The organism is Streptomyces sp. NPDC058469, assembly GCF_042721125.1.
GTDB lineage: Bacteria > Actinomycetota > Actinomycetes > Streptomycetales > Streptomycetaceae > Streptomyces.
The window spans coordinates 56,932-68,735 of the sequence record NZ_JBHXME010000033.1; the positions used below are offsets into that span (position 1 = coordinate 56,932).

Annotated in this window: 10 protein-coding genes, 2 tRNA genes and 1 pseudogene; 6 read left to right on the top strand and 7 right to left on the bottom strand. The window is 71.1% G+C overall.

The annotated features are described in order from the left end of the window. The coding region (locus tag ACFWP5_RS17315) for an HGxxPAAW family protein (RefSeq protein ID WP_384156428.1) at positions 1-266 on the bottom strand (266 nt) is incomplete at its 3' end. Positions 267-358: 92 nt separating this feature from the next. Here ACFWP5_RS17315 and ACFWP5_RS17320 point away from each other — a divergent pair. Both ACFWP5_RS17320 and ACFWP5_RS17325 read left to right on the top strand, forming a co-directional pair. Further along, the gene (locus tag ACFWP5_RS17320; protein ID WP_384156431.1) at positions 359-844 is read left to right on the top strand and encodes a MarR family winged helix-turn-helix transcriptional regulator; all 486 of its coding nucleotides are present in this window, start codon (positions 359-361) and stop codon (positions 842-844) included. Between the two features lie 179 nt (positions 845-1,023). Further along, complete coding sequence (locus tag ACFWP5_RS17325; protein ID WP_384156434.1) at positions 1,024-1,536, top strand: hypothetical protein; 513 nt, start codon at positions 1,024-1,026, stop codon at positions 1,534-1,536. Here ACFWP5_RS17325 and ACFWP5_RS17330 read toward each other — a convergent pair. Then, positions 1,520-2,476 (bottom strand): phosphotransferase family protein, encoded by a 957-nt coding sequence (locus ACFWP5_RS17330; protein WP_384156436.1) that lies wholly within the window; start codon positions 2,474-2,476, stop codon positions 1,520-1,522. The two genes, ACFWP5_RS17325 and ACFWP5_RS17330, sit on opposite strands and share 17 nt — an antisense overlap. Before the next feature lie 25 nt (positions 2,477-2,501). Next, positions 2,502-3,179, bottom strand: coding sequence for a helix-turn-helix transcriptional regulator (locus tag ACFWP5_RS17335; RefSeq protein WP_384156440.1), 678 nt, complete (start codon positions 3,177-3,179; stop codon positions 2,502-2,504). On the opposite strand from ACFWP5_RS17335, the gene ACFWP5_RS17340 reads away from it, so the two are divergent. Beyond that, positions 3,156-4,067, top strand: coding sequence for a hypothetical protein (locus ACFWP5_RS17340; protein ID WP_384156443.1), 912 nt, complete (start codon positions 3,156-3,158; stop codon positions 4,065-4,067). The genes ACFWP5_RS17335 and ACFWP5_RS17340 overlap by 24 nt on opposite strands. 370 nt (positions 4,068-4,437) lie before the next feature. Here the strand turns inward: ACFWP5_RS17340 and ACFWP5_RS17345 are convergent, their stop codons facing one another. The 3 genes from ACFWP5_RS17345 to ACFWP5_RS17355 all read right to left on the bottom strand — a co-directional run bounded on the left by ACFWP5_RS17345 (position 4,438) and on the right by ACFWP5_RS17355 (position 5,302). Continuing rightward, positions 4,438-4,659, bottom strand: a complete 222-nt coding sequence (locus ACFWP5_RS17345; protein ID WP_026150079.1) for a hypothetical protein — start codon at positions 4,657-4,659, stop codon at positions 4,438-4,440. A gap of 272 nt (positions 4,660-4,931) precedes the next feature. Next, positions 4,932-5,004: transfer RNA gene (locus ACFWP5_RS17350), tRNA-Arg, on the bottom strand. A gap of 207 nt (positions 5,005-5,211) precedes the next feature. Then, a tRNA-Ser gene (locus ACFWP5_RS17355) sits at positions 5,212-5,302 on the bottom strand. Positions 5,303-5,470: 168 nt separating this feature from the next. Here ACFWP5_RS17355 and ACFWP5_RS17360 point away from each other — a divergent pair. Continuing rightward, positions 5,471-5,959, top strand: coding sequence for an SSI family serine proteinase inhibitor (locus ACFWP5_RS17360; RefSeq protein WP_384156447.1), 489 nt, complete (start codon positions 5,471-5,473; stop codon positions 5,957-5,959). A gap of 203 nt (positions 5,960-6,162) precedes the next feature. Next, on the top strand, positions 6,163-10,659 hold the full coding sequence (locus tag ACFWP5_RS17365) for a PAS domain-containing protein (RefSeq protein WP_384156449.1): 4,497 nt from the start codon (positions 6,163-6,165) through the stop codon (positions 10,657-10,659). 51 nt (positions 10,660-10,710) lie between these two features. On the opposite strand, the gene ACFWP5_RS17370 is transcribed toward ACFWP5_RS17365, so the two are convergent. After that, on the bottom strand, positions 10,711-11,289 hold the full coding sequence (locus ACFWP5_RS17370; protein ID WP_384156452.1) for a TetR family transcriptional regulator: 579 nt from the start codon (positions 11,287-11,289) through the stop codon (positions 10,711-10,713). A 190-nt stretch (positions 11,290-11,479) separates the two neighbouring features. Here ACFWP5_RS17370 and ACFWP5_RS17375 point away from each other — a divergent pair. Then, a pseudogene (locus ACFWP5_RS17375) lies at positions 11,480-11,804 on the top strand (hypothetical protein); the annotation flags it as partial.

Genomic DNA, 11,804 nt, shown 5'->3' on the forward strand with positions numbered 1-11,804 from the left:
CCGGCATGCCCCGCCCGCGCCGACGGGTCCCGCACCCGCATCCCCCACTGCGCCCGGTCCCGCCGCCCGGGCGGCTTGCCCCACCCGGTGAGATGGAGCGCCCAGGTGACCAGCACGCTCACCACGACGATCCCCAGCCCGCCCCCGATCAGCGGGGCCGACACCATACACAGCCCCACCCCCGCGACGGTCGACCCGACGGTCGCGATACCGAATCCGGTCCAACCCGCGACCGTATGCCCCTCGTCATACTGATGTGCGCTCATGTGCGGCCTCCCTCGATGCCCGGACAGACAACAGATATCTCACCACCTAAGAAGTTTAGAGTAGAAACCTCTCACAAGCTAAGGCAATAACGATGCAAGCCAAGCCTCGCCCCACCGCCACCCCGGCCCAGGCGCTGGACGCGATGGACTCACTCATCGCCACCGCCCAGCTCGGCCAGCAGGAAATGGCCGAGCGGCTGGGCCTGAACGTCACCGATCTCCTCTGCTTCTCCTGCGTCCTGAAGGCCGGCGAGAACCTCCTCACGGCGGGCGACCTCGCCGAGCACGCCCACGTCACGACGGGCGCGGTGACCGGCATCCTCAACCGCCTGGAGCGCGCCGGTTTCATCACCCGCGTCCCCGACCCGACCGACCGCCGCCGCGTCCGCGTCGCCTCGGTACCGGCCGCGGTGACCCGTGTGGTCGCCCTCTACGGCCCCTACTACGACCGCCTCAACGCCCAGTTCGCCGACTACTCCCCCGCCGAGATCGCCGTACTGAACGACTGGTTCACGCGGACGTCGACGCTGGCGCAGGACTACATCGAGGAACTCCGCGCCAGGGACAAGGAGTTGTGAGCCGGTCGGCCCGCACGAGCGCGTAGGGGGGCTAACCCGACCCTGTGGGTACAGCCCGCTGCACCAACACTTCGGGAGGCCGCTGCATCGTGCCCGGAACCGTACGACGGCATCGTTGACCACAGCCGGTGACAGAGATCCGGCAGAGGCCCAACGGCCGCCGTACGGAGGGAAATCCCATGAAGTCGCTGCTCTCGCAGAAGCCGGGAACGGCGGCCAAGGAGACGACCGCTCCTGGTGCGTTGACATCGTTCATCAGGTTCGTGGTGTGCGGCGGCGGTGTCGGGGTCCTGTCCAGCGCGGCGGTACCGCTACTGGCCGCGCTGATGCCCTGGGCGGCGGCGAACGCGCTGATCACGGTCGCCTCGACCATCCTCTGCACCGAGCTGCACGCCCTGTTCACCTTCGGCACCGGCCGCCGCCCGGGCTGGCGCGAGCACTGGCAGTCGGCGGGCTCGGCCACGGCGGCCTACGCGGCGACGTCCGCCGCGATCCTGATCCTCCACACCGTCCAGCCCACCCCCGGCATGCTCACCGAACAGCTCGTCTACCTCAGCGCCTCCGGCCTCGCCGGCATCGGCCGTTTCCTGGTCCTCCGCCTGTTCGTCTTCGCCGACCACGGCACGCGCACCGCCGCCATCACGATCCCGGTACGCCCGACGCCCGCGCCCGCGTTCAGCGCGGCGGCGTAAGAGACCCGCGCCCCAACAGCCCGACACACCAACGGAAATGCCCGTCGCCACCGTCCGACGAGAACAGGTCGTAGGTCGCCAGCGCATACGCCCGCTGATAGAGAACGAGCGTGTCGGGCGAGTACCGGAACTCCTCGGCGAACAACCGGTTGAGGGTGGCGGTGTGCCGCTCCGCGTGCGGCCCGTACATGTCCCAAACGGCGGCTGCCACGGCGGCCTCGAAGGCCGGGTCACCGGCGGTGGTGAAGAACCCGAAGTCGAGTACGGCCGCAGGGGCGCCGGTGTCGTCGACGTGGATGTTGGGCGGCACGAGGTCACCGTGCACGACGCTGACCGGGCCACCGTCCGGAAGCGCCCGCAGGGAACCCACCGTCCGGCGCACGATGCCCGCGAGGTCGGGAACCTGAGCGGCGAGCAGATCACCATGACGATGGACGGCACGCCGGACGAGGTCGGCGAGCGCGTCGGGGAAGCGGGCGTGTCCTTCCCAGAGGGGCCGGTCGTCGCCCTGGACGGTGAGCCGCCGCATGGCCGCGGTACCGGGCACGGCGGCCAGGCCGCGCAGCACCGTCAGCAGGGCATCGGTCTCCCATGCGGCCAACTCCGGTCCCGGCGCCACGTCCGCCGAGTCGCCCCGCAACGGGACGCCGCCCAACTCCCGTTCACAGGTGACCAGTACGCCCTCGTGCTCCTCGACGCCGAGAATCTCCGGCGTGGCGAAGGGCAACAACTCCGCCTCCCGCGCGATGTCCTCGTACACCCGCCGCATGAGCTCCACCCCGACCGGCCGCCGCCCGCTCCACACCTTGCCGACGGTCCCGTCACCGAGCCGGTAGACGGCGCCCTCGACACCCGCGGCGAGCGGCTGGACGTCGCCGTGACCGCGGTCGGCGAAGTAGCTGATCCAGTGGGCGGTGTGCTCTTGGCGGTGGGTGACCATGGCTGAACCGGACCCCCTGGGGGTGTCAATGGGCGTGCGGTTGAGGGGCGTTCGCAGAGTGTGACTCCTGTTGCCGCCAACTGCCCGGCGGTTCGCCGTGGTGGCGGGTGAAAGCTGCCGCGAAGGCGTAGGGCGAGGTGTAGCCGACGGTGCGGGAGATGGCCGTGAGGGTGAGTTCGCCGGTGCGCAGGTGATCGCGGGCCAGGGCCATCCGCCAGTCGGTCAGGTACTGCATCGGTGTCTGGCCGAGGGCGTCGCGGAAGGTGCGGGCGAAGGCAGCCCTCGACAGGCCGCTGATCGCGGCGAGTTCGGGGACCGTCCAGGGGTGTCCGACGTCTTCGTGGACGGCCTGGAGCGCGGCGTTCAGGCGGCGGTCCGCGCACGCCCGGTACCAGCGCGGCGCGTTCGGGCTGCGCCGGAAGTCGTTGCGGATGGCGAGCACCAGGAGGACGTCGAGGAGCCGGTCCAGCACGGTGGGGCCGCCCGGTTCACCCGGCGCCGGCGTCGCCAACTCGTGGGAGAGCAGCCCGATCACGTCCCGCAACGGATCGCCCACCGCCGCCGACAGGTTCAGCACCTGCGGCAGCGCCTCCAGCAGCCCGGCACCGATGTCACCCGAGAACCGGTACGCGCCGCCCGAGACACCCTCACGCACACGATCCTGCGCCCGGCATGGGTGATGCGGAACTTCAGTGACGCGCACCTGCCGGTCGTCGACGGCGTGATCACGGTGCCGACCGGCGGCCGTACGGAAGACTTCGTCGACGCGGCCGACATCGCCGCCGTCGCGGTGCAGACACTGCTCGACCCCGAGGCCCACGCCGGGGGGCGGTACGCGCCCACCGGACCGCGGGCACTCACGGTCGCCGAGGTCGCCGACACCATCACCGCAGTGACCGGCCGGCCCGTCCGGCACCAGGACATCGACCCCGAGGCGTGGATCGGCGGTGCGGTCGCGGCCGGGGTCGTGCCCGCCGACTACGCGGTGATGCTCCGCCGGCTGACCGGCAGCATCGTCTCCGGCGACGGTTCCACGCCCAAAGACGACATCGAGAAGGTCACCGGCCGACCGCCGACCGCCTTCCACGACTTCGCGCGGCGCAACGCCGGCGCGTGGGTGTCCCCCGGCGGGAGTGAAGTGACCATGTCCGTACCGGCGGAAGAAATGGGCGAGTTCGCGGCGCTCGATCCGTTCTTCCGGATCGTCCAGGAGGGGCTCGCGGGGCTCGTCGACGGCGGGCACTTCTTCGATCTCCTGGCCGAGGACGTGGTCGTCGAGTACGTCCTGTCCGTGCCCGGCTACCCGCGCCGGGTTGAGGGACGCGGGGCGGTGGCGGACCTGCATCGCGGCTACGGCGACGTCATGCTGCTGCACAGCGCGGACGGACTGGCCGTCCACCGGGACCCCCAGTCGTCAGTGGCCGTCCTTGAGTACGCCGTGCACGGACGGGCTGTCCGCACCGGGCGGGCCTATGACAACCACTTCGTCTCCGTGCTCACCGTCAGGGACCGGAAGGTGACGCACTGGCGTGACTATCTGGACCCCGTCGCCGTGTTCCGCGCCACGGGGTGGCCGGCGGAGGGTCGCTGAAAGACCGCTGAAGCGGGAGAAACGGCTCGTCGTGGACTGACGGGGCTTCGCCGGACCTGACCGTGGAAGCCCGGCCCGCCTTGAACCAGACCGGCCCGCCTCGACCGGCTCGGGCCGTCTTGAACTAGCCCGCCCTGCGATAGGCCTCGTCCATGTCCGAGAAGGGTGCTTGCCCGTCGTCGAGCGGCAGCGTCTCGTCCTCCCCGAAGTCCGGGGCCTGGAAGGGGTTCGTCGCCGGAGGGGGCGATCCCGCGCTGGCGTGGCGGGTCGCCCCATCCGGGGCGGAGAACAACGAGGTCAGGTCGATGAGAGGTCTCCCGTTCGTTACAGGCCGCTGGGACCTGGTGTGCCGTGACCGGGCACAGCGGTCCTAGAGCTTGCTCATCTTGGCGTACGGACTCAGGATGCGCTCCTGAACCGACCCGAAGTCGACGAGCACCGCGATTCCGTCCTCGATGCCGATGACCCGGCCGAGGCCGTACATGTCGTGTGTGACCTGGTCGCCCACGGCGAACTGCTTGGGTGCCGCCGCGGCCGGGGCCTTGAAGGGACTGGTGGGCAAATAGCGCTTCGGTGCAGCTGGCTTTGTCATTGACTCCAGTATGGGCCTAGACACGCCACTCGCTGAGGCCGTCCACATCGCTTGTTCATCACAGATCGGGCAGCCGGGAACCACTTCGCCGCCCCGGACGTACCCCTCACGCCCCTGACCTGGCCCTTCCTGGACCCGTCCCGGAACCGCCCCGAAACCTCCGCCGGCCTTCGAAACACAGCCTTCGAAACAACGGACGCCGGGGCACAACCGGGGCACAGTCAAGGCACACGCGAGAGGCCCCGGATCACTCCGGGGCCTCTCGTCAGATGTGCACTCGGCAGGATTCGAACCTGCAACCTTCTGATCCGTAGTCAGATGCTCTATCCGTTAAGCTACGAGTGCTTGTTTTCTCTTGTTTTCCTTCGCTGCTCCCGGCCCTTCCGGCCCGCTCGCGGCGACAGGAAGAACATTACATGACTGCCGCCGCCATGTGAAATCCGTTAGCCATACCCGTTGTGAGCTGCGAAAACGGCCTCAGAACGACCCTCATGACACCCCCCGGGAACGACCGAAGCCCCGGTCGCGCGGACCGGGGCTTCGGGTGAGGTGCGGAGGCGGAGGGATTTGAACCCTCGATGGGATTTGCGTCCCAAACCGCATTAGCAGTGCGGCGCCATAGACCGGACTAGGCGACGCCTCCAGCACAACCGCCCGCGCGAGCGCGGAAGGTGCGTCCAGATGATGACACAGACGAGCGCGGTGTCACCAATCGCCTCCCACGGTACTAGGCGGGCGGGCCGCAGGGCAAAGCCGTTGATGCCGGCCGCCGTGTCCGCAACGTCCGGGGGCGGCGGGCGTTAGTCAGGTCATGTCGCAGGTCAACCGTCTCCTCGTGATCGCCGCCGCGTCCGCCGCCACCGTCGGCTCGTTGGCCGCGGTGCCCGCCGCCGCCCGCGCGCAGGCCGCCCCCGCCGCGCCCCGCACCCTCGCGCCACCGCCCGTCCGTGACGAGGACCGCTCCGGCGGCGACCACCTCACCGTCACCGTCCGGCACACGGGCGGCCCGGCCGACGGGACGCACGAGCTGTACTGCCATCCCGGCGGCGGCACCCACCCGGACGTGACCGGCGCCTGCGAGGCCGTCGGCCGCAACACCCAGTGGGGAAAGGACCCCTTCGCACCGGTGCCCCCGGACAGCATGTGCACGATGATCTACGGCGGCCCCGCCACCGCCCATGTCACCGGCACCTGGGCCGGACGCCCCGTCGACACGACGTACGACCGCGGCAACGGCTGCGAGATCTCCCGCTGGAACCGGATGGTCCCGCTGCTGCCCGACCTCGGCGCAGGCCACTAGACCGGCCACTGGAGATGCCGGGGATCGGTGGTCGGTCAACCGTCGGTCACACGTTCTACGTCACTTCACCGTGCGACCTCCCTCTCATCTCACTCCGCGAGCACAACGACTGCCCTTAGACTCCCTCGCGTGACACGTCGCGGGCAGGTTGGCAAGATGGCCTCCGCGGTCGGCAAGGTGCGGTAACAGGGAGGAAGCGTCTCGTGAGCAGCAGGCCATCCCGAGGCGCTGCTCGCCTCGCAGCCATACTCGACGCGCTCCCGGACGCGTTGGTACTGGTCAACGCCAACGGGACCGTCGTCAACGCGAACACCATCGCGCTGGAGGCCTTCGAGGCGCCGGGCACCGCGCTCGTCGGGCGCGGACTGCTGGACCTGTTGCCGGAGTTCGACTCGCGGCTCATCCCGGGTTCCATGCGGCGCCCCGACTCGATGGACCCGCGCGGCCGGACCAAGCCGACCCGCATGACCGCCCGCCGCACCGACGGCTCCGAGTTCCCCGTCGAGGTCACCAGCGCCAACCTCGAAGACGGCCAGCAGGCCTACGACGGCTACGGCTACACCTCCGACGAACTCCTGATGCTCGTCGTGCGCGACCTCTCCGGGACCGTGGACACCGAGGCCGAGCTGGCCCGTTCGCAGCGGCAGACCGAGATGATCCTGCGCGCGGCGGCCGAGGGCGTCGTAGGGACGGACACGGACGGGCGGGTCGTGCTGGTCAATCCGGCCGCCGCCCAGATCCTCGGCTACCGCGCCAGCGACCTCGGCGGCAAGGAGCTGCACGACCTCGTCCTGCACTCGCGCGCGGACGGCTCCCCGTTCCCGTACGCGGAGTCGCCGCTCGCCGACACCCTGCGCTCCGGGCGCAAGCACCGGGTGCGCGGGCAGGTGCTGTTCGCCAAGAACGGGGACCGGGTCTCCGTCGACCTCACCACCGCACCCGTGCGCGACGGCGACCAGCTCGTCGGCGCCGTGATGACCTTCACCGACCGGCGGCCGTACGACTCGCTCGCCGAGGAGAAGGACGCCGCGGACAAGCAGCACCGGGACCAGCTGGAGCGGATCGACGAGGAGCACGCCTCCGAGCTGACCTCGCTGCGCCAGAAGCACATCACCGAGCTGGAGGAGCTGCGGGAGCAGCACGAGGAGGAACTCGCGGCGAACGAGGAGCGGTACGCCGCGCTCGGGGAACGGGAGAAGGACCGGTTCGAGGAGCTCGCCGGACGGCACGAGCAGCTCCTCACCCTCCTCGGACGTTCGCTGCGCGGCCCCCTCGACGAACTCCGCCGCGAACTGGCCGCGCTGGCCGCCGACGACGCCGGGCAGTTGTGGCCCGAGGCCAACCAGGTTCTCCATCATCTGTCGGCGGGTTACTCGCGCATCACGCAACTCATCGACAACGTGCTCGGCTATCAGCGGCTGGAGACCGGCGACGGCGACATCACCCGTACGAAGGTGATGCTGGACGCCGTTGTCGCCGCCGGTGTCGACGGGGCCGTGGAGCTGATCGGTCCCGGGCGCGTGCAGTTCGCCGTGCACGCGCCGCCCATCGAGGCCGAGGTCGACCCCGTCCTCCTCGCGACCGCGCTCGCGCACCTCGTCGCGGATGTCGCCGGCGTCGACGCGACCGGCAACTCGCCGGTGTCGGCGGGCGGTTACATGGACAACACGGTCGTCGTGGCGGCGGCGCAGCGCGGTGAGGTCGTACGGATCGAGGTGCGCGGGCCGTACGCCGGGGGAGACCCGGTGCACGAGCCGATCGTGCGCGGGATCGTACGGGCGCACGGTGGTGTGCTGCAGACCCACGACGTGCCCGGGATGAGCGGCAGCGCGTATGTCCTGGAGGTCCCCATCGGGGGCGGGGCGGGGGCCGTCGCGGCCCCGGCCGTGACCGGTGGCGGCGCCGAACTCGCCCTGCCCGAGCAGGCTTCGGGCAACAGTGGCCGACGGCGGGCCCGGCGGTCCTCCGTGGACGCGTTCCTGGAGAGCGAGGTGCCGGGTTCCGATGACACCGGTGGCTCCGATGGCGAGGCCGCGGTACCTACCGGGCGGCGTAGAAGGCGTGCGGGCGACGAGTCGGCGGCGGCGGTCGGTGAAGCGGGCGGCGACGGTGCGTCTGTCGGCGGTGCGTCCAGTGGTACCGGTCGGCGGCGTGGGCGGGCGGCCGAAGGTGCGGCCGGTGAGATGTCCGACGGTGACCCCGAGGGCGTGTCCGGCGGTGTGTCCGAGGGCGCTGTGATGACGGCGGCGGAGCATGCCGCCGGGACCGCGGCCTCCGGTACGGGGCTGGGTGGCACCGTGTCTCCGCGGGGCGTGCCGCTGGGCGGTGAACGGCAGGCGTTGCCGGCCGCGTTGCCCGCGAGCGATACCTCTGGTGCCTCCGGCGACCCCAATGACTCCGGTGGCGAGGACGGGCAGCCGACCGGGCGTCGTCGGCGGGCCTTGGCGGCTGCGGCCGAGCGGGCCGCGGCGCAGGAGGCGGGGGCGCGGACCGTGTTCGCGTTGCCGCCGGCTGAGGCCGATCGGACGCCGGACGCGTCGGGGGCGGCGGCGCAGGCGCCGGGGGTTCCTGGGGTTCCGGTTGTGCCTGGGCAGGTTCCCGGGGGCGTTCCTGGTGGGCATCCCGGTGACGACGGGCGGCACGATGCCGTTCCGATTGATCAGTCCGACGACCACACTCCGCCTCAGCCGCATCCCGCCAACGCGCCAACCGGGCGGCGGCGTCGGGCTGTTGCCCAGCCGCAGCCTCAGCAGCAGCCGCAGGCCGTGGAGTCGGTGCCGGCAGGGGCCTCGGTTCAGGCCGGCGTTGCGGCGCAAGGGCAGGGTCAGGCCGGTGCGGTGGTTCCGGCGCAGGGTACGGCCGGGCAGGGACAGCAGGCGATTCCGGCCCAGGTCGGTGCAGGGCAGCAACAGGGCCTAGGACAGCAGGGAGTTGGGGGTCAGCCCGTCGCTGGTCAGCCCGGTACCGCCATGCGGCTCGCCCCCGCGCAGAACCTTCCCGCCCAGGGGCAGACCCCGACGGGTCAGCCGTTGCCGTTGCCTGCCGAGGCGGTTCCCGGCCAGGGCATCCCGGCGCAGGGCCACCCCGGTCAGCCGGTCTCGCCGCAAGGGATCCCGGGGCAGGGAGTGCAGGGGCAGGGAGTGCAGGGTCAGGGACTCCCGGGCCAGCCGGTCTCGCCCCACGGAATCCCGGGCCAGGGAATCCAAGGCCAAGGAATCCCGGGGCAAGGAGTCCTCGGCGCCCCCGGCCAACCGATCCCGCCCCAGGGCATCCCCGGTCAGACCGCACCCGCCCAGGGCCTCCCGGCTCAGGGCGCCCCAGGACAGCCGGTCCCCCCGCACGGCATCCCCGGCCAAGTCGCCCCCGTTCAGGGCCAACCCGGTGAGCCGGTTCCGCCGCAGGCTCTGCCCGCCGCGGCACCGGCCCCCGTACCGGCGAACGGCGCCGACACCGCCGTAGCACCGAACGCGGGCCCGAACCCTCAGCCGAACCTGAACCCGAATACGCCTGCGCCCGGCACTCCCGTCGCCGCGCAGGCCCGGGCCGCTCAGCCGCTTCCCGCCGAAGCCGCCGCGCCCATTGATCCCAACTCCACTCAGGGGCGGGCTATCAGTGTGCGGACGTTGGGGCAGGGGGTGCCGTTCACGCGGCAGGCCGCTCAGGTGCAGGTGCCTACCGCTACGCCTACGCCTCCGCCGCATCAGCCGGGTGGTGGCGGGCGGCGGCGGAAGTTGGGGACGCGGCCCGAACCCGCCGGGGCGGCGGAGCAGGGTGGCCAGGCGCATCCGCAGGGGGAGCAGGCGCAGCCCTCTATGGCCGGGCAGTCGCGGCTCGCGCAGATGACCGAGGGGGCCGGGCGGTCGTACGCCATAGGGGCACCGGACGAGAACGCGGCCGAGGGGCCCGAGCCGTTGGACGGTCCCGGTGGGGCCGTCGAGATCGCGGATACGCCGAGGCCACAGCCGCTCGACGACGAACTGCCGCCGGAGCCGCTCGACAATCCGCGTCGGCTGCTGGTGTGGCCCGCGCCGGACGTGACGACGACGCAGGCGCTGAGCGACCGCGGGTACCGGCCCGTCATCGTGCACTCGCGCGAGGAGGTCGACGCGCAGATCGCCGCGTTCCCGGCGGCGCTGTTCGTGGACCCGTTGACCGGACCGATCACCCGTACGGCGTTGCAGTCGTTGCGGCAGGCGGCCGTCGCGGCCGAGGTGCCTGTGCTCGTGACCGCCGGGCTCGGGCAGGCCACGCGTGAGGCGGCCTACGGCGCCGATCCCGCCGTACTGCTGAAGGCGCTGGCGCCGCGGGACAGTGAGCAGCATCCGCCGCGGGTGCTGCTGATCGAGGAGCACGCGGAGATCGCGCTGGCGCTGACCGCGACGCTGGAGCGGCGTGGGATGCAGGTGGCGCGGGCCGCGAGCGATGCCGATGCGGTGACGCTCGCCGGGCAGTTGCGGCCGAACCTGGTCGTGATGGATCTGCTGCAGGTGCACAAGCGGCGGGCCGGGATCGTCGACTGGCTGCGGGCGAACGGGCAGCTCAACCGCACCCCGCTCGTCGTGTACACGGCTGCGGTGGATCAGGCCGACCTGCCGCGGCTGGCATCCGGTGAGACCGTGCTCTTCCTCGCCGAGCGGTCGACGAGCACCGAGGTCCAGTCACGGATCGTGGACCTGCTGGCCCGGATCGGCACCAACTAGCCGACGGCGGGGCTCAGTTGGTGACGACCGCCAACTATCGGTCGGGGGCGGCTACTTGGCGACCAGTCGCCGCGCCGCCTCCTTGATCGACTCGCGGAGCCGGTCGCGGTCCGTGTCGTCCGCTCCCACCAGGACGCGGCGCATCTGCGGTACGACGACACCCCAGTTGGCCATCGCGACCAGCAGGAACAGCAGGTCGCGGGCCGGGATCACATCGCTCACGACACCCCGGTCCTGGCCGTCCTGGAGCGCGGCGACCTTGAGCGCGTAGTGCTGCTGGCGCTCGGTCTCGTCGGGCAGTTCGGCGGTGCCGTACTCCAGGCCCTCCCAGAAGAGGAGGCGGAGCAGTTCGGGGTGGGCCTCGTGGTAGTCCATGAGCCGGTCGATCCAGCCCTCGATGTCGTCGGGGTCGACGGGCAGGGCGATGGCGAGGTCGAGCATGGACCTGCCGAGGACCTTCGTGAACAGCTCCGCCTTGTTGCCGAAATAGGCGTAGATCAGCTGCTTGTTGGCCTTCGCCTCGGACGCGATGCGGTCGATGCGGGCACCCGCGATGCCGTGCCGGGCGAACTCGGCGACCGCCGCCTCGAAGATCCGGGCCTTGGTGGCCTCGGGGTCCCTGACTCCCATGGGGCCAGCGTACTCGGCGAGCGGCGGTAACCAACTATTTGGTTGACAGGGAATTCCGGGTCGCTGCATGCTGTTCCAGCTTCCAACCAACCAGTTAGTTGTTAGAGCCCTCTCGAAGTGTTCGTGGGCTTGCCCGCAGTCTTTGCGGGCTGCCCGAAGTCTTCGTGGACTTGAAGGAGTGCCACCGCTCATGTCCTCGGCAACCATCGCGCAGACCTCGGTCAAGAGGCCGGTCCCCACGGCCTCCGGCCGCCTCTTCCTCGTCCTCATCGCCGTCTGTACCGCCGTGACGGCCGCCAACATCTACCTCGCGGGCCCGCTGCTCCCCCTCATCGCCCACGACTTCGGCTCAACGCCGTCCGCCGTGGCCTGGATCGCCTCGGTCGCGCAGTTCGGCTACGCCACCGGCCTCCTCTTCTTCGCAGAGACCAAGTGGGTCAAGAAGGAGATGTTCCGGGCGACCCGTCATGCTGCCGGGAACGCCTACCGCTACACCCGCCTGCACCTGAACACCA

Coding starts and splice junctions, on each gene's coding strand:
- ACFWP5_RS17325 (WP_384156434.1), top strand. CDS start 1,024: ATGAAGTCGCTGCTCTCGCAGAAGCCGGGAACGGCGGCCAAGGAGACG.
- ACFWP5_RS17330 (WP_384156436.1), bottom strand. CDS start 2,476: ATGGTCACCCACCGCCAAGAGCACACCGCCCACTGGATCAGCTACTTC.
- ACFWP5_RS17345 (WP_026150079.1), bottom strand. CDS start 4,659: ATGACAAAGCCAGCTGCACCGAAGCGCTATTTGCCCACCAGTCCCTTC.
- ACFWP5_RS17340 (WP_384156443.1), top strand. CDS start 3,156: ATGCGGAACTTCAGTGACGCGCACCTGCCGGTCGTCGACGGCGTGATC.
- ACFWP5_RS17320 (WP_384156431.1), top strand. CDS start 359: ATGCAAGCCAAGCCTCGCCCCACCGCCACCCCGGCCCAGGCGCTGGAC.
- ACFWP5_RS17370 (WP_384156452.1), bottom strand. CDS start 11,289: ATGGGAGTCAGGGACCCCGAGGCCACCAAGGCCCGGATCTTCGAGGCG.
- ACFWP5_RS17360 (WP_384156447.1), top strand. CDS start 5,471: ATGTCGCAGGTCAACCGTCTCCTCGTGATCGCCGCCGCGTCCGCCGCC.